Origin of the sequence: Sulfuricella sp., assembly GCF_035531155.1 — a bacterium.
In the GTDB taxonomy this organism is placed as follows: Bacteria; Pseudomonadota; Gammaproteobacteria; order Burkholderiales; family Sulfuricellaceae; genus Sulfuricella.
On sequence record NZ_DATKTK010000050.1, the window covers coordinates 58,609 to 82,689 of the forward strand.

General features: G+C 61.6%; 17 protein-coding genes. All 17 read right to left on the minus strand.

Annotated elements, in window-relative coordinates; all coding sequences use genetic code 11:
- Positions 1-170: 170 nt before the first annotated feature.
- The 17 genes from VMV64_RS10930 to VMV64_RS11010 all read right to left on the minus strand — a co-directional run bounded on the left by VMV64_RS10930 (position 171) and on the right by VMV64_RS11010 (position 23,707).
- A complete protein-coding gene (locus tag VMV64_RS10930) occupies positions 171-1,046 on the minus strand; it encodes a DMT family transporter (protein ID WP_325330198.1) in 876 nt (291 codons plus the stop codon).
- The gene (locus VMV64_RS10935; protein ID WP_325330200.1) at positions 1,039-2,679 is read right to left on the minus strand and encodes a GMC family oxidoreductase; all 1,641 of its coding nucleotides are present in this window, start codon (positions 2,677-2,679) and stop codon (positions 1,039-1,041) included. Before VMV64_RS10935 ends, VMV64_RS10930 begins: the two co-directional genes overlap by 8 nt.
- A gap of 35 nt (positions 2,680-2,714) precedes the next feature.
- Positions 2,715-3,938, minus strand: a complete 1,224-nt coding sequence (gene glcF / locus VMV64_RS10940) for a glycolate oxidase subunit GlcF (protein ID WP_325330202.1) — start codon at positions 3,936-3,938, stop codon at positions 2,715-2,717.
- A gap of 233 nt (positions 3,939-4,171) precedes the next feature.
- Positions 4,172-5,266 (minus strand): glycolate oxidase subunit GlcE, encoded by a 1,095-nt coding sequence (gene glcE / locus VMV64_RS10945; protein WP_325330204.1) that lies wholly within the window; start codon positions 5,264-5,266, stop codon positions 4,172-4,174.
- Between the two features lie 161 nt (positions 5,267-5,427).
- Complete coding sequence (locus VMV64_RS10950; RefSeq protein ID WP_325330206.1) at positions 5,428-6,882, minus strand: FAD-linked oxidase C-terminal domain-containing protein; 1,455 nt, start codon at positions 6,880-6,882, stop codon at positions 5,428-5,430.
- A gap of 38 nt (positions 6,883-6,920) precedes the next feature.
- Positions 6,921-8,225, minus strand: a complete 1,305-nt coding sequence (locus tag VMV64_RS10955; protein ID WP_325330208.1) for a four-carbon acid sugar kinase family protein — start codon at positions 8,223-8,225, stop codon at positions 6,921-6,923.
- Positions 8,226-8,317: 92 nt separating this feature from the next.
- On the minus strand, positions 8,318-10,540 hold the full coding sequence (locus VMV64_RS10960) for a phosphoketolase (protein WP_325330210.1): 2,223 nt from the start codon (positions 10,538-10,540) through the stop codon (positions 8,318-8,320).
- Between the two features lie 168 nt (positions 10,541-10,708).
- Complete coding sequence (aceB, locus tag VMV64_RS10965) at positions 10,709-12,301, minus strand: malate synthase A (RefSeq protein WP_325330212.1); 1,593 nt, start codon at positions 12,299-12,301, stop codon at positions 10,709-10,711.
- 23 nt (positions 12,302-12,324) lie between these two features.
- Positions 12,325-13,272: a D-2-hydroxyacid dehydrogenase gene (locus tag VMV64_RS10970; protein ID WP_325330214.1), complete on the minus strand. Its 948-nt coding sequence runs from the start codon at positions 13,270-13,272 to the stop codon at positions 12,325-12,327.
- Between the two features lie 169 nt (positions 13,273-13,441).
- A complete protein-coding gene (locus VMV64_RS10975) occupies positions 13,442-14,329 on the minus strand; it encodes a 2-hydroxy-3-oxopropionate reductase (protein ID WP_325330216.1) in 888 nt (295 codons plus the stop codon).
- Positions 14,330-14,559: 230 nt separating this feature from the next.
- On the minus strand, positions 14,560-15,513 hold the full coding sequence (locus tag VMV64_RS10980) for an AEC family transporter (protein WP_325330218.1): 954 nt from the start codon (positions 15,511-15,513) through the stop codon (positions 14,560-14,562).
- A gap of 207 nt (positions 15,514-15,720) precedes the next feature.
- Positions 15,721-17,223: a CoA-acylating methylmalonate-semialdehyde dehydrogenase gene (locus VMV64_RS10985; RefSeq protein ID WP_325330220.1), complete on the minus strand. Its 1,503-nt coding sequence runs from the start codon at positions 17,221-17,223 to the stop codon at positions 15,721-15,723.
- A 226-nt stretch (positions 17,224-17,449) separates the two neighbouring features.
- Positions 17,450-18,760, minus strand: a complete 1,311-nt coding sequence (locus tag VMV64_RS10990; RefSeq protein ID WP_325330221.1) for an MFS transporter — start codon at positions 18,758-18,760, stop codon at positions 17,450-17,452.
- Positions 18,761-18,858: 98 nt separating this feature from the next.
- Positions 18,859-19,581 carry an ABC transporter ATP-binding protein gene (locus VMV64_RS10995; protein WP_325330223.1) on the minus strand — a complete coding sequence of 241 codons (723 nt, stop codon included), beginning with the start codon at positions 19,579-19,581 and terminating at the stop codon, positions 18,859-18,861.
- Between the two features lie 10 nt (positions 19,582-19,591).
- Positions 19,592-21,535, minus strand: coding sequence for a branched-chain amino acid ABC transporter ATP-binding protein/permease (locus tag VMV64_RS11000; protein ID WP_325330225.1), 1,944 nt, complete (start codon positions 21,533-21,535; stop codon positions 19,592-19,594).
- A 1-nt stretch (position 21,536) separates the two neighbouring features.
- Positions 21,537-22,409 (minus strand): branched-chain amino acid ABC transporter permease, encoded by an 873-nt coding sequence (locus tag VMV64_RS11005; protein WP_325330227.1) that lies wholly within the window; start codon positions 22,407-22,409, stop codon positions 21,537-21,539.
- 80 nt (positions 22,410-22,489) lie between these two features.
- Entirely contained in the window at positions 22,490-23,707 is a 1,218-nt protein-coding gene (locus VMV64_RS11010) for an ABC transporter substrate-binding protein (protein WP_325330229.1), read from the minus strand.
- Positions 23,708-24,081: the final 374 nt, after the last annotated feature.

A 24,081-nucleotide genomic window follows, 5' to 3' on the forward strand; every position in this document is an offset into this window, starting at 1 on the left:
AAAGGACGCGAAGGACGCAAAGGAAAAGCAATCAGGCTGGCATGTCTGAGGGTTTGGTTTTTCCTTTGCAACCTTTGCGTCCTTTGCGGTTAGTGTTTTTTTGATAGAGAAATGGAATTGCAAGCTGGTACCCGGTCAGGGTTCGAACAAATATTATGTTCGAGTCGGCCTTATTGGCCACGGCGCACGACGATGAACACAGAAAAGGTCACGATGGACATGCCGGCGATCTTCTCGATGCCGAGCTTTTCGTCAAACAGCCATGCGGCCTCAAGTGCGGTGACGGCGGGCACCAGATAAAACAGGCTGGAAACTTTGTGGATCTCGCCGTGCTTGATGAGATAGTTGAGCAGCAGGATGGCGCCGATTGACAGCACGATGGCCAGCCAGAAGATGGCGAAGATCAGCTGATGGGTGAACTGGATTTCACGGCTTTCGAACAGATAGGTGCCGAGCCCGAAAATCACCACGGTGGAAAGGTACTGGAAGAACGCGCTGCTGAGGATTTCATTGTGGGCGCAGAATTTCTTCTGGTAGAGCGTCCCCGCCGTGATGCCCAGCAGTGCGATTACGGCGGCCCATGCCGCGTGCTGGTTGAACGGTGCCGCATGGTTGCTGCCGGCGGCGAAAATCAGGGTTAGCCCGAACAGCCCGAGCACCACGCCCAACCACTGCATGCGAGTGACTCGCTCACCCAGCAGCAGTGGAGCGGAGATCGTGGTCAGCAACGGCTGCAACCCGACAATCAACGCGCACAGGCCGGCGGGCATGCCGGCCTTGATCGCGGTGAACACGCCCCCCAGATAGGCACCGTGGATCAGGCTGCCGCTGACCATCAAATGGAAGCGCTGGCGCCAGTTTGCCGGGGGAGCGGGTTTGAAGTACGCGATCAGCGCGACGAGCAGAGCCAGCGTCAGCACGAAGCGCAGGAACAGCAGCGTGTAGGGCTCCGCGTAGGGCAAGCCGTATTTTGCGCCGATGAAGCCGGTGCTCCATAGCAGGACGAACAGCAGCGGAATGTTGGCGAGAAAGACCCGCTTAAGCAATCTTGCCCAGCTTTCGGTCTTCCCGGATCATGTCGCTGGCTTTCTCGGCGAACATGACCACCGGCGAACTGGTGTTGCCCGAGGTGATGGCCGGCATGATCGATGCATCCACCACCCGCAGGCCGGCGATACCATGCACGCGCAACCGCGCGTCGACCACTGCCATGGGGTCGGCTTTGAGGTCATTGCCCATTTTGCAGGTACCGACCGGGTGGAAAATGGTCGTGCCGATGTCGCCGGCCGCTTTGGCCAATTCTTCATCGCTTTGGCAGGCGGGGCCAGGCTTGAACTCTTCCGGCGTGTAGCGTTGCAAGGCCGGGGCGGCGACAATGCGGCGCGTCAGGCGCAGCGAATCTGCCGCCACTTTGCGGTCGCCCTCGGTGGACAGGTAATTGGGCTGAATAAGCGGTGCTTCGCGGCTGTCGGCGCTCTTGATGCGGATATGGCCGCGGCTTTCCGGATGCAGATTGCACACCGAGGCAGTAAAGGCCGGGAAATCATGCAGCGGATCGCCGAACTTGTCGAGCGACAAGGGTTGCACGTGGTATTCCAGATTCGGAGTGACCTGGCTTTCATCCGAGCGGACAAAAGCGCCAAGCTGGCTGGGGGACATGGAGAGCGGGCCGCTCCGGAAGAGCAGATATTGCAGCCCCATGCCGAGCCGCCCCAGCAGGCTTCCGGCAGTTTCATTCAGGGTGCGGGTGTTTTTCACCTTGAACGCCATGCGCAGTTGCAGGTGATCCTGGAGGTTCTCGCCGACCCCGGGCAGTTCGTGAATTACCGGGATGCCGTGTTGTTGCAGCAATGGAGCCGGGCCGATACCGGAACATTGCAGAATCTGGGGCGAACTCACTGCTCCCGCAGCGAGCAGGGTTTCGAGAGTGGAATCAGCCTGGAAGGCTTGATTGTTCTGCCAGAACTCAACGCCAATGACACGCTTGCCTTCGAAGCGCAGGCGCCGCACGACCGCGTTGGTGATGACTTTGATGTTGGGGCGACTCAGGGCGGGGCGCAGGAAACCTTTTGAGGCATTCCAGCGCACGCCGCGTTTCTGATTGACTTCGAAATAGCCACACCCCTCATTATTGCCGCGATTGAAGTCGATGACCTTGGGAATGCCGACCTCGGCGGCTGCATCGCGAAAGGCGTCGAGGATTTCCCACGACAACCGCTGCTGTTCAACCCGCCATTCGCCGCCGGTGTTGTGCATCTCGTCCGCGCCGCGCGCGTAGTCTTCAGAGCGTTTGTAGTAGGGCAGGACCTCGTCCCATCCCCAGCCGGGATTGCCCTGCGCCTGCCATTTCTCGAAATCGCGTACCTGGCCGCGCATGTAGATCATGCCGTTGATCGATGAGCTGCCGCCGAGTACCCGGCCGCGGGGGTAGCCAATGGCGCGCCCGTTCAAGCCGGGTTCGGGCTCGGTTTTGAAGCACCAGTCGGTACGAGGGTTGCCGACGCAATACAGATACCCGACCGGAATATGAATCCACAAGTAGTTATCCTTGCCGCCCGCTTCGAGTAACAGGACCTTGATGTCGGGGTCGCTGGACAGGCGGTTGGCCAGTACGCAGCCGGCTGTTCCGCCGCCGATGATGATGTAGTCGTAAGAGCCGATCGAGGTATTCATGTTCATGATGGTGGGCGAAGCCTCCGGTTAATTACCAAACACTAGGCTAACGCCTCATCCAGCAGTTCGATCCAATGGCGCACCGGCAGGTCGGTGCCGCTTTGCAGGTGGGCCTGGCAGCCGATGTTGGCGCTGGCGATCTGCGCCGGGCTCCCGCTTTGCAGCGCATCCAGCTTGTTGCGCAGCAACTGCTGCGACAATTCCTTCTGCAGTATCGAATAGGTTCCCGCCGAGCCGCAGCACAGGTGTTTGTCCGCTACCGGCGTAAGCTCGTAGCCGGCCCTGGTCAGCAATTCCTCAATCACGCCGACGATTCTTTGCCCGTGCTGCAAGGTGCAGGGGGAATGGAATGCCACCTTGCCGCGCGGGGCTGGCGAGAGCAGGCAGAACAGCCCGTCCTTTTCCGCAGCGAGAATCTCGCTCAGGTCGCGGGTGAGGCCGGAAATCCGTGCCGCTTTCCCGGCATAGGCCGGATCGTCGCGCAGCAGGTGGCCGTATTCCTTGACCATCGCGCCGCAGCCGCTGGCGGTCATCACCACCGCCTCCGTGCCTTGTTCCAGGTAGGGCCACCAGGCGTCGATATTGCGGCGCATGTAGTCCAGCCCTTCCGCATGGGCGTTCAGGTGATAGCTGACCGCGCCGCAGCAGCCGGCTTTCTCGGCGCTGAACAGCGTAATGCCGAGCCGATCCAGCACCCGCGCAGCGGCGGCATTGGTGTTGGGCGCCAAGCCGGGCTGCACGCAGCCTTCCAGCACCAGCATGGTGCGAGCATGTCGCGCGGTTGGCCAGGGTTTCGCCGGCCGGGCGATGGGCACTTCCTTTGCCAGCGCGCCTGGCAGCAGCGGGCGAAACAGGCGGCCGAGGGTGAGCAGGGAATTGAAGATGGCCGGACGGGGCAGCACCGCGCGCAGCAGCCTGCGCTGCACGGCCTGCCACGGGCTGCGGCCGATCTTTTCCTCGGCGATGGCGCGACCGATGTCCACCAGGCGGCCGTAGCGCACGCCGGACGGGCAGGTGGTTTCGCAGGAGCGGCAGGTGAGGCAGCGATCCAGGTGGAGCAGGGTTTTTTCCGTCACCTCGGCGCCTTCGAGCATCTGCTTAATCAGGTAGATGCGTCCGCGCGGGCTGTCCAGCTCGTTGCCGAGCAGCTGGTAGGTGGGGCAGGTGGCGGTGCAAAAACCGCAATGCACACAGGCGCGCAGGATGGCCTCCGCCTCTTGGCCGGCGGCGGTGTGCTTGATGGAATCGACGAGATTGGTTTGCATGTCGCTTAATCCTAAAAACGGCGATTAACCACGAATGACACGAATGTTCACGAATAACCAAGAGTAGGCGCCTCTAGGCGACACGAAATAGTTAGAGACAATCATCGTGTCGTCTAGAGGCGCCTATTTTTGGCACCAAACAGGTGAATCAGACTATCCATTATAACTAACTGATTATTAGTGAACATTCGTGTTTCATTCGTGTAAATTCGTGGTTAAAAGCTTTTTCTAGGTTAAAACGCCTGGTGCATGCGGCCGGGGTTGAGGATGCCGTGCGGATCGAAGGTCTGCTTCAGCCGCTGGTGCAGTTCCAGCAGAGGTGCGGACAGGGGATGGAACGGCTCGGCGCTGGGCTCCGGGCTGCGGAACAGGGTCGCCTGGCCGCCGAGCGCAGCCGCCGCCTGGCGGATGGTCGTCGCATCGGCGTCGCTCGCCAGCCAGCGCAATGCGCCGCCCCACTCGACCAGTTGCCGTCCCGGCACGGCGATAGCCGGTGCCGTGGATGGCAGCGACAGCCGCCACAGCGTTTCGGCATGGAAAAACGGGTGGCGCTGCTCGCGCACGCTGTGCCAGAAACTGTCGGCATCTTCCACTATTTCGCCGCCGAGTTTTTGCCGTACCGAGCGCACCGCGGCGGAGGCGCCGGAAAGGCGCACGGTCAGCGCGCCTTCGTGGTAGCAGGTGGCGGACAGCGACAGCGGCTGCGCCGCCCAGCGATTCATCGCCTCGAGCGCCTCCCGCTCTGCCATGCCGAAGCGCAGGGTCAGCTCTTCGGCCGGCAGCGGCAGGATCTTCAGCGACACTTCCAGCAGCAGCCCCAGGGTGCCGAGCGATCCGGCCATCAGTCGCGACACGTCGTAGCCGGCGACATTCTTCATGACCTGGCCGCCAAAGCGCAGCACCTCGCCCTTGCCGTCGATCATGCGCACGCCCAGCACGTAGTCGCGCACCGCGCCTGCATAGGCGCGGCGCGGCCCGGACAGCCCGGCGGCGACGCAGCCGCCGAGGGTCGCACCTGGGCCGAAATGGGGCGGCTCGAACGGCAGCATTTGCCGGTTGGCCGCCAGCGCCGCCTCGATCTCGGCCAGCGGCGTACCGGCGCGGGCGGTAAGCACGAGTTCGGTGGGTTCGTAGGAGACGATGCCGCGACAAACGGTCGCGTCCAGCGTTTCGCCATGCGTAGGGCGGCCGTAGAACGACTTGCTGCCCGAGCCGAGGATGCGCAACGGGCGGCGATCGTGGCCGGCTTCGCGCACGGTCTGGCTGAATTGTTCGATGGTGTCCTGCATCGCTTTAACCTTAAAACCGTAATTAACCACGAATGACACGAATGTTCACGAATGAACACAAATAGTTAACAACAAATATCGCCTCACCAAACAGGTGAATCGGGTGAATTTCATTAATCCTTTGATTATTCGTGAACATTAGTGTTTTATTCGTGTAAATTCGTGGTTAATCGCTTTTTTTAGGTTTATCTATAATCTTCTCAAAAACGGGGAATGTCGGGGAACGGCACCTGCCCGTGGTGCACGTGCATGCCACCGAATTCCGAGCAGCGGTGGGCGGTGGGAATTACCTTGCCGGGATTGAGCAGGCCGGACTGGTCGAACGCCAGCTTCACCTCGCGGAACCTCTGCAGCTCCTCGGGCTTGAACTGCGCGCACATCTGGTTGATTTTTTCGATCCCGACGCCGTGCTCGCCGGTGATGGTGCCGCCCACTTCCACGCATAGTTCCAGGATCTTGCCGCCGAGTTCCTCGGCGCGATGCCATTCGCCCGGCTGGTTGGCATCGTACAGGATCAGGGGGTGGAGGTTGCCGTCGCCGGCGTGGAATACGTTGGCCACGCGCAGGCCGTATTCACGCGACAGCTCGTCGATGCGCCGCAGCACGTGGGTCAGCTCGCGGCGCGGGATGGTGCCGTCCATGCAGTAGTAATCGGGGGAGATGCGGCCCATGGCGGGGAAGGCGGCCTTGCGCCCGGCCCACAGCCTGAGACGATCCGTCTCATTCTCGGAGGTGCGCAGCGAGGTTGCGCCGCAGCGGGAGAGAATCGCCTGCATTTTGGCGATTTCCTCGGCGACTTCCTCCGGCGTGCCGTCAGATTCGCACAGTAGAATGGCTTCGGCGTCGAGGGGGTAACCGGCGTGGACGAAATCCTCTGCCGCCTGGATCGAGAGGCGATCCATCATTTCCAGGCCGGCCGGGATGATGCCGGCGGCGATGATCTCGCCCACCGCGGCGCCGGCCTCTGCCACCGTGTCGAATGCCGCCATCACCACCTGGGCGAGTTCGGGCCTGGGCAGCAGCTTTACCGTCACCTCAGTGATTACGCCGAGCATGCCCTCGCTGCCGGTGAACAGCGCCAGCAGATCGTAGCCGGCGGCGTCCATGGCCTCCGAGCCGATCTCCAGCAACTCGCCATCCATGGTGTAGGCGCGCAGCTTGAGCACGTTGTGGACGGTGAGGCCGTATTTCAGGCAATGCACCCCGCCGGCGTTTTCCGCCACGTTGCCGCCGATGGAGCAGGCGATCTGGCTGGATGGGTCGGGGGCGTAATAAAGGCCGTGCGGCGCCGCTGCCTCGGAGATGGCCAGGTTGCGCACGCCGGGCTGGACGCGGGCGATGCGGGCGAGGGGGTCGAGCGACAGAATGCGGTTGAACTTCGACAGGCTGAGCAGCACGCCGTCGGAGAGCGGCAGCGCCCCGCCCGACAGCCCGGTGCCGGCGCCGCGCGCCACCACCGGCACGTTTTCGCGGCGGCACAGCAGCAGGATTTCCCGCACCTGCTCCTCGGTTTCCGGCAGAACGACCGCCAGCGGCAGCTGGCGGTAGGCCGACAGGCCGTCGCACTCGAAGGGCTTGAGGTCCTCCTCCTCGAACAGCACTGCGTCGGAGGGGAGAATTCTCTGCAGCTGTTTTACCAGTTCATGCTTTTCCATGGTCTCGGCGCCGAAATCGCGCTCCTTTCATTGCCAGCTTATTCCTTCGTACCGCGAAGCCTATGATACACCTCGGCCAGCGCCTTTTCGTCGCCGACGTTGCCGGGGAAAATCACCACCGGAATTTCGGGGAAGGCATGGTCGGCGGGGGTCAGCACCACGCTGCAGCCGGCCAGTATCTGCCCCGCCAGGCGTGTCGTGGGCAGGGCGAGCCCCTTGCTCAACATGTCGTTGGAGGTAATGCCGCCCTTGCTGATGATGAAGCCGATGGTGGCGGGCAGGCCATGCACCACGTCCATCAGGAAACCGGACACGTGCTCGCCGAACGCCAGGCGGGCGGCCTGGTCGGGAAACTGGCGTTCCACCCGGCTGGTGAACACCACCGGGGTCAGGCCATTCTGGTGCGCCTGGGCAACTTTCGCCAGCACTTCTTGTAGCAGGGCCGGGCTCTCTTCTGGCATGCGGCTAACATCCACTTCCACCGCTGCGATGCCTTCCTGCTGCAGCAATACCTGAAGCTGGTCGGTAGTCTTCTTGACGTGCGAGCCCACCACCACCACGCCTGGCCGGTTATTTTTGACATAGCGGTGCATGTCCTCGGCCGCAACTGGCTGCGGCGGCAATTTTGCCAGGGCGGTCAGCAGGCTGGCGGCGCTGCGGAACAGGAAACGCTTTCCCTGGCTGGCGGCCTGTTCCAGATCGTCGGCGAAGCGGTCGAGATCGGCCTGGATTTCGGCATCCACCACGCAGCAGGCATTGCCCGCAAGCGCCATCAGACGGTCGAGCGAGCCGGCGCGGATGTCGTTGAGGGTGAAGCGCACCACTTGATCGGCCTTGATGCGGCCTCGGGTTTTCTCTTCCACGTAGTCAGGCAGGTAGCTGTGGCGGTAGCCGAACACGGAATCGCGGGCGAACTCGGTTTCGTGCACCGGCACTGGCTGGCCGCTTACCTTGAGATAGTGGATGCTGTCCACGGTGAAGCGGCCGCCCTCAAAAAAGGCGGGCACCAGGAAGTGGGCGTCGAACGGGCCCAGTTCCTCGGCCATGACGTCGGTTTCCACCGGATAGTGGCCGCGCAGGGTGGAGTCGGAGCGGCTGACGAACAGCGCCGGCCGGCCGAACCCTTCCATCGCCAGCTTCAGGTTGTGGCACGTCTCGCGCGTCACCTGGCTGGCCTCGGCGGCGCCCATGCCGCGGGTATTGGTCAGCACGAACATCAGCGGGGAGGCATCGTACAGCCCCTGTTTCAGCGTCTCGACATCCCAGCGGGTGAGCAGCAGACTGCCATGCACCGTTTGCGAGCCGGTGGGGTCGTCGTCGAGGACTATGATTTTGGGTTGCATCGAAATTCCTTTTTCACCGCAGAGGCGCGGAGGCGCTGAGAAAAACTAAACCCAACCGATTGTTCGATCTCTGCGCCTCTGCGGTTAAGTCATTAACCCAGCAAAGCCAGCGCCCGTTGCTCCATCGCCTTGGCGTTCATGCCGTTGAGGTCGAACAACTGGCCTACGCTGGCGGTGGTTTCGCCACGCCGCCAGCAGAATGTTTCGCGGCGTGCCGCGCGGGTTCTCAGCAGTACCGGCTCAAGCATGGCGGACGGACCGCCGGTGACGGCGATCAGCGCGTCGCCGTGGAACATGGCCTCAAAGTCACCGTCACTCATGAACAGGCCGTCCGGCTGGGACACGGTATTCCACGACACGTCGGTTGGGCGGTACAGGCGGCGCGGGTTGACCACGGCGACGATGCGCACGCCGATGCCCTGCTTGGTTAGCGCTTCGGCCGCCTCGAATACCGGCAGAAGCACCATGTCGCCCGTCACTGCGAATACCACCTTGGCCTTGCCGTCAGTGTCGAGCAGGGTGATCGCGCCTTCCTCCACTGCCTTGCGGCTCTGTGCCAGAGTGGTGCGTACCGGCAGTGGACTCTTGGAGGCGGTGATGACGATACCCTTGTTGTAGGTCTGCAGCGCCCATTCGTAGGCCACCTGGATCATGTTGGCGTCGGTCGGGAACAGCGGGAACACGTTGCCGTTGCGCATCATGGCGGCGAAGTAGGCTTCGACTTCCGGCCGCTGGTGGGTCCAGCCGTTGCGGCCCTGCTCCAGTGCGCCGGCGGTGAACAGGCACACCGTGCTCGGCGTTTTGCGACGCAGCTCGGCCATCGCCTGGATCACCGTCTGCCAGATCGGCAGGCCGTTGATGACGAAAGATTCGTAAGAGCACCACAGGCTGCGCCCGCCGAATAGCGCCACTGCGGCAGCGAGCCCGGCGCAGGCATCCTCGTTGAGCGGCTCGTAAACCTGGCCGTTGGGGCCCTGGAAATACAGCTCATCCACCGTCGGATGGCGGATCGTGAGTGCCTTGTTGATGTTGGCCATGGCCGAGGCTTCGTTGCCATCGGCATTGGTGACGATGAAACGCGGGTCGCGCTTGCCGACCTCGGCCACCACTTGGCCGAAGGCGGTAGTCGGCACCTTGGCCTCGCCATCTACGTCGTATTCGGTCATCAGCGGCAGGCCGTCGAGGCTGGCCAACTCCAGCTCGAATTCGGTCACCACGGTCTTAACGGCGGGTCCGCCGCCGGCATGGCGGAAATTCTCGCGCACCAATTCCCAGGCGGCGGTCGACAGGGCGCGGCGTTGCAGGCCGCCCTTGACGTCGTCGCTTTCCAGGGTGTGGTAGGCGTACATGTTATGCGACTTGGCACCGGTGGCATGCACCCCGGTGCCCTTGAGTTGTTTCAGGATCAGCACCGACAGCCCGCCGTTGAGGCCGTTTTGCGCGGCTGCATGGCTGGCTTTTAGCACTGCGCCGGCAAAGGCCACGCGCCGCTGCCACGAGAACAGCGAGCTGTCGACGTAGGCGCCATCCTGATTCTGGTCGTCGAATTCCTTGGCGTCCACCAGGTACACGTGCTTGAAACCGTGGGCCTTCCAGTAGGCCGTCATGCGGGCATTGTCCCAAGTCGAGACCATGCTGTGGTGTTCCTGGGAATAGCCGTTCCAGACCAGGATCGGTAGGAAGTTGGTGGCCTTGGGGTAGGCGGTGTTGAAATGCACCATGGCGCTCATGATGTAGGGCTCGCCCAGGCCGCCGTCGCCGATGGTCACCGGGAACAGCTTGCCGGGATGGAGCAGGGCGCCGGCCATGGCGAAATGCTGGCCCTGGCCCAAGGGGCCGGCGGGGGAGAGTAGGCCGGGAATAGCGCCGGACAGATGTCCCAGCAGGCCGTGGGTTTCGCGGAAGCGCTCGCGCATCTGCTGCACCGTGGTTATGCCCATTTCTTCCAGCGAGGTGTCGAGGAACATGGCGCTGTAGAAGCCCGGCGCATGGTGGCCGACTTCGGTCACGATATTGGTGTGGCCCAGCATCACCATGGAGGCATAGGCTTCCGCGCTGCTGGCGAAACCGCCGGGGTGGCCGGAAGATTTGGCGCCGGTCACCTGGAGGGTGAGATAGCGCAGGGCATCCGCAACCAGCAGGGTCTGATAGGCCGCCTTTTCATCGTTGGCGTCGGCAACGCCGTGAACCTTTTCCGACAGGCAGGGGGCAGCGCCGTAACGATCGAAGTCCGGCATGGATTCCGCGAAATATTGAATTCCTTGGCAAAACGCCGGCGTAGCCTGCGGTGCTATCAGCTTTTTTTCCGCGCTCATCTTCTTCTCCAGTAATCAGAAAACTGTTAGGCATGGCAGAACTTGTCTACCATTTAAAATTTCACTATATGAAATTAACATTCATGTTATGAAAATAGTAGCAAAGCCCCCGGATAAATGCAACAGGCAAATCCTTGCTTCAGCAAGGAGATAGTTGCAGCGGGTAGCCTATTCCATGACGGCGTAACAGTGATTGGTAAGGAATTCCACGATAGCCTCGCTGGCGATCAGTTGATCGAAAACCTTCGCCCCTTGCTGATAATCCCCGGAAATGAAGCGTTTTTCGCTCACGCCCGCGATGATTCCGGCAACAGTTGCCGGAATCATCGCGCGGACCATCTCGACTGTCACCTTGCGGCCGTCGTCCAGCACTCCGCGGGCGCTGTGTATCCACTGCCATACCTGGGAGCGGGAAATTTCGGCGGTGGCGGCGTCCTCCATCAGGTTGTGTATCGGCACGCAGCCAGTGCCAGCCAGCCAAGCGCCAAGGTAGGCTATCGCTACTTCGATGTTGGCGCGCAGCCCCGCCTCGGTGATCGGGCCTTCAGGTTCGAATTTCAGCAGGTCGGCGGCGCTAGCCTGGACGTCTTCGCGCTTCTTGTGCAACTGATTTGGGGTGGGCATCAGCCGGTCGAAAACCTCCATCGCCAGCGGCACCAGGCCGGGATGGGCTACCCAAGTGCCGTCGTGGCCGTCGCTTGCTTCTCGCTCCTTGTCGGCGCGTACCTTGGCGAGTGCCATGGCATTCGCCTCGGGGTCGGACTTGATCGGGATCTGTGCCGCCATTCCGCCCATGGCATGGGCGTTGCGGCGATGGCAGGTCTTGATCGATAGCAGCGAATAGGCGCGCATGAAGGGCGAGGTCATGGTCACCAGGCCGCGGTCGGCCAGGATGAAGCTCGGGTTGCGGCTGAACTTCTTGATGCAGCTGAAGATGTAATCCCAGCGTCCGCAGTTGAGGCCGGCCGAGTGCTCGCGCAGCTCGTAGAGGAATTCGTCCATCTCGAAGGCGGCGGGGAGGGTCTCGATCAGCGCCGTCGCCTTGACGGTGCCGCGCGGGATGCCGAGGCGCTCCTGGGCGTAGACGAAGACGTCGTTCCACAACCGGGCTTCGAGGTGGCTTTCCATCTTGGGCAGGTAGAAATAGGGCGCGGTGCCCCGGGACAGCAGGGTTTTTGCGTTGTGGAAGAAGTACAGGCCGAAGTCGAAGAGGCTGCCGGACACCGGCTTTCCGTCCACGGTCACGTGCTTCTCCAGCATGTGCCAGCCGCGCGGGCGAACGAACAGCACCGCGGTTTTTTCATTCAACTGGTAGGTCTTGCCGTCCGGGTTGACGTGGCTGATGGTACGGGCGACCGCGTCGCGCAGGTTGATCTGGGCCTCGACCACGTTGGGCCAGGTCGGGGTCATGGAATCTTCCAGGTCCGCCATGTATACCTTTGCTCCGGCGTTGAGTCCGTTGATCAGCATCTTGCGCTCCGCCGGGCCGGTGATCTCGACGCGCCGGTCCTGCAGTTCGGCAGGCACCGGGGCGACGCTCCAGTCGCCGCTGCGCACGTCGGCGGTTTCGGGCAGGAAGTCTGGCAGCTTGCCGCTGTCCAGTTCGGCCTGGCGGGCCACCCGCCGCTCCAGCAGGGATAGACGCACGGGCTCGAACTTGCGCGCCAGTTCGGCGATGAACGTCAGTGCCTCGGGAGTGAGGATGCTGGATTGCTCCGGGGTGACCGGGGCGGAGATTGCTATGCCTGCGGGATGAGTCATGGTCGTTTCCTTTCAAATGGGTGTCAGGCGACGCGGTTCTGCGCTTCGCCGCGCATGAACGCCTCGATGTTGTCGATCAACTGGTCGGCCAGGGTCTGCATCGCTTCCCGGCCCGACCAGGCGATGTGCGGCGTGAGGATGAAGTTGGGCAGGTCGAGGTCGAGCAGGGGGTTGCCTTCTCTGGGCGGCTCCTTGCCCAGCACGTCGAATCCGGCGCCGCCGATTCTGCCCGAATGCAGGACATCGAGCAGCGCCGCTTCGTCCACCAGACCGCCGCGGGCGGTGTTGATCAGCAGGGCGTGGGGTTTCATCCGGGCGAATTCAGCCGCACCGATCAGGTGGCGGGTTTGCTCGCTGAGGGGCAAGTGCAAACTGATCACGTCGCTTTCCTGCAGCACCGTGTCGAACGCGGTGTAGCCCGGGCGCACCTCGGCGGCACCCTTGTGCTCGGCGATCAGCACCTTCATGCCGAATGCCAGCGCGATCTGTTCCACCGCCTGGCCGATGGCGCCGTGGCCGATCAGCCCCAGGGTGCTGCCGTGCAGGTCGCGCACCGGATGGGTGAACAGGCAGAACTGGTCGGCCCGCTGCCATTCGCCGTTGCGCAAGTCGGCGCGGAACGCCAGCAGGTTGCGGCGCAGCGCCAGCATCAGCATGAACACGTGCTCCGGCACGGTGTGCACCGAGTAGTTGCGGATGTTGGATACCACGATGCCGCGTTCGCGGCAGCAGGCGATATCCACGTTGTCGGTGCCGGTGGCGGCGGCGGCCACCATCTTCAGCTTGGGCAATTGCTCCAGCGTTTCCCGGCGTAGCGGCACCTTGTTGGTGATGGCGACAGTGGCCTCCATCAGCCGCGCCACGATCTGGTCGGCCGGCGTGGCAGGATACTCCTCCCACTGGTGATGGAAGGACGGGTGGCGGATGTCGGCGATGATGCTGTCGGAATCGAGAAAGACGATTTTTTCCATGAGATTTGTCCTGGCTTTGATATTTCATAAACTCACCGCGGAGGCGCGGAGGCGCAGAGAACGTAGTACCCAGAATTACGACAGGCTTAGCAAATAATAGCCCGAAGAAATTAGGGGTTTATTGTGCTTTTCCTCTGCGTCTCGGCGCCTCTGCGGTGAAAAGTCCAAGCTAATCGCCGCCCATGCCGGACATCCGTTCCAGCACCTTGACCACTGCAGAGGAATCCAGGTCAGCGTCGCCGCTGCCCATCAGGGCGTTGAGGTGCTGGGTGACCAGGGCGGCGGCAGGCAGCACCAGGCCGAGCTGGTGGGCGGTTTCCATGACGATGCGCATGTCTTTCTGGTGCAGGCCAACCTTGAAGCCGGGCCTGAAATCGTGGTCCAGCATGCGCTTGCCGTGCACTTCCAGTATCTTGCTGCCGGCGAAACCGCCGAGCAGGGCCTCGCGCACCTTGGCCGGGTCGGCACCGTTCTTGCGGGCGAAAGTCAGCGCTTCCGCCACCGCTTCAATAGTCACCGCCACCACGATCTGGTTGCATGCCTTGGCCACTTGGCCGGCGCCGTTGCCGCCGACGTGGACGATATTCTCGCCCATGCATTCGAACAGCGGTCTGACGCGCTCGAACACCTCCGGCTTGCCGCCCGCCATGATCGAGAGGGTGGCATTGATCGCCCCGGTTTCGCCGCCGGAAACCGGCGCGTCCAGCATCTCGATGCCTTTCGCACTAAGTCGCTCGGCGAAAGCCTTGGTGGCGGTGGGGGAGATAGTGCTCATGTCGACCACTACCAAACCTGGCCGGGCGCTGTGAATGATGCCCTGTTCGCCGAACACCACCGTTTCCACATCCGGGGTGTCGGATACGATGGTGAAGATCACGTCCGCGTGGGCTGCTACTTCCCCGGGCGTGGCGCAGGCGGTTGCACCTGCAGCCGTCAGCTGCTGCAGGGCTTCCGGGCGGCGCGCGTAGGCCCACAGCTTGTGCCCGCCCTTCATCAGGTTGAGGGCCATGGGGCGGCCCATGATGCCGGGGCCGATAAATCCGACATTGAATGACATAAGTTTCTCTTAAGGGTTACGTATCGTTAATCCTTAAAACGGCGATTAACCACGAATGACACGAATTTTCACGAATAAACACGAATAGTTAGAGACAAACATCGTGTCGCCCAGAGGCGTCTACTTTTGGCGCCAAACGGGTGAATCAGCTAAGCTATGATAATCTACTGATTATTCGTGAATATTCGTGCTTCATTCGTGTAAATTCGTGGTTAAAAGCTTTTTCTAGGTTAATGCATCAGCCACACCGTTACCGGCAGCGTCAGCCAGAACAGTACCGTGGTCCAGCCGATCAGCAGGGCGGCGGCCTCGGTGTCGAGATGAAAGCGGTCGGTCAGGATCAGCGCCGACATGATGGTCGGCATGCCCGCTTCGACGATGGCGGCTTTCTGCGCCTCGCCCACCGGAGCGAACAGCAGCGACGCGGTGAGCGCCACCACCAGCGGCATCAGGGCGAGCTTGATGGCGGCCACGCCGAGAATGACTCCCTTGGGTTTCAGTTGCCGCCAGGGGATGGACAGCCCCAGCACAAACATCATGACCGGGATGGTGGCCTGGCCGATCATCTTGGCCGCATGGACCAGCGGCTCGAAAGCCAGTCCGCTCATCTGCAAGCCGGCTCCCGCAAAAAACGCCCAGATCGGCGGGATGCCGACCAGTTGGCGCCATACCGGCGGATGCAGGCCGGCGGATTCAGGCGGGCCGAGGTGGGTGCAGACCCATATGCCCAGGCTCCAGAACAGCGGCATGGTCATCAGCATGTCGTTGAAGGCCGCATAGCGAGGTGCTTCGCTGCCATAGAGGAAGACCAGCACCGGCACGCCGATGTAGAAGGTGTTGCCGAACATGCCGCCCACCAGCAAGGCGGCGCGCGTCCCGTTGTGCAGGTCGCGCCCGAACCGGGTGCGGTAGAGCAGCAGGTAGAGCACCGCGCCGGAGGTCAGGCCGCCGATACCGACCAGAAGGGGCACCGACAGCAGTCCGGGGGTGATCGGCGTGGCAACCGCAATGGAGAACAGAATGGCCGGGAAGAACAGGTTGAGCACCAGCCGGTTGAGCTGGATGCGCAAGGTCTTGCTGGAGATTTCCCGGTAATGGTTCGGCCAGACTGCGCCCACGCCGACCAGAATGGCGGCCGGCAGCATCACCTCGATCATGAGTTTGACCAGATGGTTCAGGTCCATAATTATCCTAAAAACCGCAGTTCATTAACCGCAAAGACGCGAAGGCGCAAAGAAAACAAGGACATAAGATCCATCTGGTATTCACCTGTCCGGTGACTGGGCAGATTCCGATAACACATTGTTTTTCCTTTGCGTTCTTTGCGCCTTTGCGGTTCAAATGCTTTTTTTAGGATTATTCCCTGAGCGAGGCGGCTGCCGTGATGACGTTTAGCCGAGCGTCGGCATCACCAGCGTGGAGGCGCTGCGCTCAGACACTTCCGGCCAGCGGCTGGTGATGGCCTTGGTGCGGGTGTAGAAGTACACGCCTTCCATGCCGTGCATGTGCAGGTCGCCGAACAGCGAGGACTTCCAGCCGCCGAAGGAGAAGAAGGCCATCGGTACCGGGATCGGCACGTTGATGCCGACCATGCCGACTTCGATCTCGTTCTGGAAGCGCCGCGCCGCCGCGCCGGAACTGGTGAAGATGGCGGTGCCGTTGGCGTAGGGGTTGCTGTTGACCAGGTTGATCGCCTCGTCGAAGCTGGCGGCGCGCAGCACGATCAGCACCGGGCCGAAGATTTCCTCGCGGTAGATGGTCATCTCGGTGGAAACATGGTCGAACAGGGTCGGCCCGACGAAAAAGCCGTTCTCGTGGCCGGGCACCTTGATGCCGCGCCCATCCGTTAACAACTTTGCGCCCTGCGCCACGCCGCTGTCGATGTGGCCGACGATCTTGTCGCGATGCTGGGCTGAGATCACCGGGCCCATCTCGACGCCTTTCCTGTCGCCCGGGCCGACCACCAGCTTCTCGGCTCTTTCCTTCAGCTTGGCCACCAGCGCATCGGCCACGTCGCCCACCGCGACCACGGTGGAGATCGCCATGCAGCGCTCGCCGGCGGAGCCGTAGGCGGCGCCCATGATGGCGTCGGCGGTGAAGTCCAGCTCGGCGTCGGGCAGTACGATGGCATGGTTCTTGGCGCCGCCCAGGGCCTGCACGCGCTTGCCGTGGCGGGCGGCGGTCTCGTAGATGTGTTTGGCCACCGGCGTCGAACCGACGAAGGACACGGCACGCACGTCGGGGTGGATGAGCAGGGTGTCCACCGCTTCCTTGTCGCCCGGCACGACGTTGAAAACGCCGTCGGGCAGGCCCGCTTCCTTGAACAGCTCGGCCATACGCAGGCTGCACGAAGGCACCTTTTCGGAAGGCTTGAGGACGAAGGTGTTGCCGCAGGCGATGGCGATGGGGAACATCCACATCGGCACCATCGCCGGGAAGTTGAACGGGGTGATGCCGGCGCATACCCCCACCGGCTGCAGCATGGAGTGGCAATCGACGCCGCGGCCGACGTTTTCGGCATGCTCGCCTTTGAGCAGATGCGGCGCGCCGACGGCGAATTCCACCACTTCGATGCCGCGCTGCACCGAGCCGGCGGCGTCTTCCAGGGTCTTGCCATGCTCTTCGCTGGCCAGTTGCGCCAGCTCGGCGCGGTGGGTTTCGAGCAGGTCACGGAACTTGTTCAGGATGCGGCTGCGGCGCAGGGGGGTGGTATCGCGCCAGGCTGGGAATGCAGCCTTGGCGGCGGCAACTGCGCTTTCCACATCCTCGCGGCTGGCCAGCGGCACCTGACGGATCGCTTCGCCGGTGGCCGGGTTGGTCACGTCTGCCAGGCGGTTGCTGCGGCTCTCGGTGCGCTGGCCGTTGATCCATAGGGTTAAGGTAGGCTTCGACATCTTTCTCTCCATAAGTCTTGAATTATTTTAAAAACGACGATTAACCACGAATGACACGAATATTCACGAATAAACACAAATAGTTAGAGACAATCATCGTGTCGCCTGGAGGCGCCTACTTTTGGCACCAAACGGGTGAATCAGGCTATTCATGCTAACTAACAGATTATTCGTGAACATTCGTGTTTAATTCGTGTAAATTCGTGGTTAAAAGCTTTTTCCAGGATTATTTATGTCCGGAAACCGTGGTGTAGCGGCAATGGGTTTCGCGGATCGCCAGTGCGCCGAACAGGCCGACCACGGCAAAGGCCAGCATGATGCCCAGGCCGATCTGATAATTCTGTTCCGAGTAGACCCGCGCACCCGCCAGCAGCTTGCCGTCCCAGCCCTGATCCATGGCCCAGCCCACCAGGGGCTGCAGCACTGCCGCACCGAGGAAGGAGCCGGTGTTGATAACGCTGGTCGCCATGCCGGACAGGGCGGGCGGGTTCACTTCCTTGACGCTGGCCCAGGTCAGGGTGAAGCCGGAGGCGCTCAGCCCCATCATGGCAAACAGCGGATAGCTCAGGCCGGGCGGCAGATGCCATGCGAATACGATCGGCAGCCAGCACAGGACATATAGCGCAATGCCGCCGAGGATCACCGGCATGCGCTTGCCGAGCCTGTCCGACAACATGCCGGACAGCATCGCGCCGACGGCGAAGGAGAACAGCAGCAGGGTGGTGTGGTTGGCGGCGACGGCGCGCTCCATGCCGTGCACGTCGCGCAAATAGGGAATGGCCCACAGGCCGGCAAAGGCGAACAGGCTGCCGCCGATACCGAGGTTAGGCCAGAAACCGGGCCAGGTGGCGCGGTTTTTCATGACCTTGAGCAGGCCGTCGTACCAGTGCCCGTGATGGCGCGGATGGGCTTCCTTGCCTTCCAGCTCGCGCATGGTCGGCAGGCCGGCCTCGCCGGGATGGCTGTGGACGAGAAACCAGACCAGCACGCCCAGCAGCAGGGAAAACAGGCCGACCGCAACGAACACGTTGCGCCAGGAGGTATGCGTCACCGCCCACACCAGTGGCGCGGCGGCAAGCACCGAGCCGAGGTTGCCGAGCAGGATCGACATGCCGCCGACGGTGCCGAAATGGCGGTCGTGGAACCAGACCGAGTTCAGTTTCATCAGCGAAATGAACATGGCGGATACGCCCAGGCCGACCAGCACCCGCCCCATCGAGGCGGCCGCGAGCGTGTCGGCCAGGCCGAACAGGAGCGAGCCGAGGCCGGCGACCAGGGCGCCGATGGCGACGATCTTGCGCACCCCCATCGTATCGGCCATGACCCCGATCGGGATCTGCATCACGGTATAGGTGTAAAAATAGGCGGCGGCCAGGGCGCCCAGCGCCGCGCCGCTGGCCTGGAAGGATTGCTGCAGGTCGCCGGCGATCGCGGCAGGCGCCATGCGATGGAAGAACGCCAGCATGTAGCCCAGCACCACCAAGGTATAGCTGGTCCAGCGCAGGCGGCGCATGCGGGCGTGGATATGTGTGGTCATGGATGAATTTCCACCTGGGCGCATTAGCTGCTATGCGCAGATTCAGTCAGCGGCCCGGAAATGTCCGGGCCGCGTTCAGCCGGCAGGGAAGAGGCTGGTTAATGTGCTGCACCCAGGTAGGCCGCTTTCACCGCCGGGTCGTTCTTCAACTGCTCCGCCGGGCCGTGGCAGGAAATCCGGCCGTTTTCCAGTACATAACCGTAATCGGCGACATTCAGCGCCGCCGCCGCAAACTGTTCGACCAACAGCATGGTGATGCCGCGCGCCTTCAACTCCCGGATGATGCGGAAGACTTCCTCCACCAGCAGGGGGGCCAGACCCATCGACGGTTCGTCCAGCAGTAAGACGTCGGGGTTGAGCATCAGCGCGCGACCCATCGCCAGCATTTGCTGTTCGCCGCCGGACAGCGTTCCCGCCAACTGCTCGCGTCTTTCCTTGAGGCGCGGGAACAAGTCGAATATCCGGTTCAGGTCGCCCTGTACGTCGCCGCGCTCGCGGCCGAAGGTGAGGCGCGGAAATGCGCCGAGGAGGAGGTTGTCGGTTACCGACAGGGTGGAAAATACGCGCCGACCCTCGGGCGAGTGCGCCAGGCCGGTGCGGGCGATTTTGTGCGAGGCCATGCCGGTCACGTCTTTGGCGCCGAGGCGGATCTCTCCGCCGGTCGGCTTGATCATGCCGGAAACGGCGCGCATGGTGGTGGTTTTGCCTGCGCCGTTGGAGCCGATGAGGGTGACTACCTTGCCCTGCGGCACGTCGATGGAAATTCCGTGCAGCACTTCTACCTTGCCGTAGGCGGCGTGTAAGTTTTTGATCTGTAACATTGCGGGCCCCTTATGCTGCCTCGGCGCTGCCGCCAAGGTAGGCTTCGATCACTTTCTCGTCGGACTGCACTTCGGCCGGAGTGCCTTCTGCGATCTTCTGGCCGAAATCCAGCACCGACACGGTGTCACATATGCTCATTACCACGTCCATGTGATGCTCGATGAGGATCACGGTAATGCCATGACTGCGGATTTTCTGGATCATCCCGATCAGGTCCTTGATGTCCGGCGCGGTCAGGCCGGCGGCCGGCTCGTCGAGCAGCAGCAGGCTGGGGTTCAGCGCCAACGCACGGGCGATTTCCAGCAGGCGCTGCTTGCCGTAAGGCAGGTTGCGCGCTTCCTCGTTGGCCAGGTCGGCCAGGCCGACGAACTGCAGCAGGCTGGCGGCACGCACGCGCGCCGCGTGCTTTTCCTTGCGGCAGCGCGGGGTGTGCAGCATGACATCGAGGATGTTGCTGTGATAGGTATGATGCAGACCGACCAGCACGTTTTCGATCGCGGTCATTTCGCCGAACAGCTGCACGTTCTGGAAGGTGCGTGCGATGCCTTCGCCGGCGATGGAAGAGGGTGAGGTACCGGAAATAATCTTGCCGTTGAATTCGATTTCGCCTGCGGTAGGGCTGTAGATGCCGGTGAGCACGTTCATCATCGTGCTCTTGCCCGAGCCGTTCGGGCCGATCAGGCCATGCACGGTGCCCTTGGCGATTTCCAGGTTGACTGCATTGAGCGCCTTCAGGCCGCCGAATTGCATCAGGATGTCGCGCGCTTCGAGCAAGTTGCCCTTGGCGCTAACAGGATGGTCCGGCACCGACCAGACATGCTGGCTGTCGCCGTGCTCGGTGATGATTTCGTGGCGCTGTATCCACTGCGGTCGGTATTTCTGCACGATGCCGCGCAGGAAACCCATGATGCCGTCCGGCAGATAGTAGACGACGAACAGGATCATTACGCCGAAAATCGTCAGGCGGTGCTCGGTAATGTTTTCCATGAAGTAGCCGAATACGGCCAGACCGATGGTGACGGCCAGGGGCAGTGCAACCTCCTTCAGGGTGCGCTGGCGGGTGGTTACGGCAAAAGCCGAATAGGCCACTGTGAACGCGGCAATGCCGATAGCGATGGTGCGGAACAGTTCGATATCGGACAGGACGTTGGGCAGCATGACGATGATGATCGCCCCCAGGATCGGGCCGCTTCGGGTCTTGCGCCCACCCATGATGACCGCGAGCAGGAACAGGATGGTCAGCTCGAAGTTGTAGGTGTTGGGGGAAATGTATTCCTCGGAATAGGTGAACAGGCCGCCAGCCAGTCCCGCCAGCGCGGCGCTGATCACAAAAGCATAGACCTTGTAGGCGTACACGCTCACCGCCATGCAGTCGGACGCCACCGGGCTGTCGCGCAAGGCCTCGAAAGCGCGCCCAAGATGGGATTTGAGGAGGCGCTGCACGACTATGACCGTCATTACCAGCGCCACCAGGACGATGTAGTAGTAGTCGGTGCCGGTGACCTGATGTCCGAGGAACACGGGTTTGCGCAGCGAAATGCCGAGCGGGCCGTTGGTGAGGAAGGTCATTTCGTTGATCATGATCTGGATGATGGTGCCGAAAGCCAGAGTCACCATGGCCAGGTAGGGGCCGTTCACGCGCAGCGCCGGCAGCGCCAGGATGGCGCCGAACACGGCGGTGACGGCAATGCTCGCCGGAATCGCGAGCAGAAACGGTACGCCGAGCTGAAAATTGAGCACCCCGGCGGTGTAGGAACCGATCCCGAACAGTGCGGCATGGCCGAGCGAAACTTCGCCCACATAACCCACCACGATGTCGAGTCCGAGCAGCAGGATGGCGAAGATGCCGATGATCACCATCAGATGGATGTAATAAGGGTTCGGCCAGATGTAGGGCAGTGCCGCAACAGCGGCCAGAGCCAGAATAATGGAGATTTTCTTGATTGCGCCCATGCTATACCTTCTTGATTTCCGATTTGCCGAACAGGCCGGCCGGTTTGACTGCCAGCACCAGCAGCAGCAGCAGCAGACCCGGAACGTCCTTGTAACCGGTGGAGATGTAGTACCCGGTCGTGGTTTCCGCAATGCCCAGCAGCAGGCCGCCGGCAATCACGCCCATGCCGCTGTTGAGGCCGCCGATAATGGCGACAGCGAAAGCCTTCAAGCCCAACACCACGCCCATGGTGGCGCCAGTGAGGGTCAGGGGGGCGATCAGCACCCCGGCAAACGCCGCCGTCATGGAACTCAAGGCATAAGAAAAGGTGATTACCATGCCGGTGTTGATGCCCATCAGGCCGGCAGCGTCGCGGTCGTTGGAGGTGGCCACCACCGCCTTGCCATAGATGGATTTGCGGTTGAAGAACTCCACGGCCAGCATGATGGCGATTGCGCCGACGACGACCAGTATTTCCATCGGTAGCACTCTTACACCGAGGAAATTGAGCGGAGCCGTCGGGAGCGGGGAGGGAAACTTCAGGTCGTCGCGGCCCCAGATATTTTCCGCAACGTTCTTGAAAATAATGGCCAAAGAAATGGTGGTCATGATCCAGCCGAATTCAGATTTGATTTTGAGTGCGGGCCGGACGCCGATACGTTCGACCACGATGCCTTGCAGCGCGCCGAAAATCAGGACTATCGGGATCATCAGCCAGTAGCTCATGTGGCCGACCAGGGTAAGGCCAACCAGGGCGCCCAGCATCAATGCCTCGCCTTGGCCGAAATTCAGGGTGCGCGAGGTCGCGAAAGTCAGCTGGTAGCCGAAGGCAATCACGGCGTAAATCATGCCGAGCGATATGCCGCTTACAATTAGTTGCGAGAGGATTTCCATGGGAACCATTCCGTTGAGTATGAGCCGGGGTTGCCCCCGGCTCATGTGCTAGTGCTAAAGCATTGCGTGCTTACAACAGATTACTTCTTGGCGGGCGCCTTGCCTTTTGCCTTTTCACGCACTACCTGGCCCTTGTCCGCCTCGTAGGCGTAAACCACGCGACCGTTCTTGACTTCGCCCATCACCGGCATGTTGATGGTGATGGCCTCGTGGTCGTCATGAGTATAAGGGCGGTCATAGGTGGTGATCACGCCATCCACCTTCTCGTTCAGGTTCTCCAACGCTTCGCGGATCTTCACGCCATCTGTGCTGCCGGCCTGCTTGATGGCGGCTGCCAGGATGTACATGGAGTCATAGCCCTGCGCGGCCGAAACCGGGGAAGGGATGCGATCGACCTTGTAAGCCTTCTGGTAGGCCGTGATGAAGGCCTTGCGCTTGGGCGTGTTGGGCTCCTGGATGAAGGTTTGCGGCATGCGCGCGCCCTCGCCGTTCTTGCCGGCATTGTCGATGAAGTTGCCCATCGACAGCGTCCAGCTGCCGATCATCGGCACTTTCCAGCCCAGTTTCTCCATGCCGTTGGCGATCTGCGCCAGCTCAGGCCCGATGGCATAGGTCAGGATCGCCTGAGCGCCGGCTTCCTTGGCCTTCAGCAGCTGGGCGGTCATGTCCACGTCCTTGATGTTGAATTTTTCGACCGCGACTGGCTTGACGTTCTTGGCGGCCAGCGCCTTTTCCAGATCTTCGCGGCCAAGCTGGCCGTAGTTGGTGGAATCGGCCAGGATCGCCACTTTGGTGAATTTTTGCGTGTCGATCGCTTCCTTGACGATTAGCGCGGACTGGATGGTGTCGTTGGCGGAAGTGCGGAATACATAGTTGTCAGGATATTGCGGCGGCAGGAACTGCTTGGTGACGATGGAGCCGGTGGCGACGTTGTTGAGCACCGGAATCTTGGCTTCCTGATAGAAACGCTGCGAGGCCAGGGAGACGCCGGTGTTGATGTAGCCCAGGGTGGCGATGACGTGCTCCTTGTTGATCAGCTCCTGCGACACTTGCACGCCGCGCTCGTTTTTGGCTTCGTCGTCGCGCTCGATCAGCTGGATCTGGCGCCCGAGAACGCCGCCTTTCTTGTTGATTTCGTCGGCCGCGAGCTTCACGCCGTCGCGCATGCTGACACCCATCGGCGAGGAACCGCCGGTGAAGGGGCCGGAAAGGCCAATCTTGATCGGTTCTGCTGCAATCGTCGCGGTGGAGGCGCACAGCGCCAGCGCTGCTGCCAATGCCTTAATCCTGATATTCATAAGGTGAGCTCCTTGAATGTTGATTTAGATGCCAAAACAGCTAAACGCAGATCGACTACGCCTTTCACTCTACCCTGCTTACGGTGGATTTTCATATTATGAAAATCCGTGCTGCAGTGTGGAATACTGTACCCGATAAATTTACCGGTTTCAAGAATATATTTAAGCCACAAGAACTGCCAACACCATGAATATTATTGTTTTCTAATTTACTGGCTAATTATATGTCTTATATCAGTAGTGTCCGGTTAACTTGCGAATTCGTGCGCCGAAGCCAAGCATTGGCGCGGGCTACGGAGCAATTTATTTTGGTGCCGATTTGAAATCAGTTTTCTCATATGCAGGTTCGCGTAACTTCCAGAGATCGATTTCTC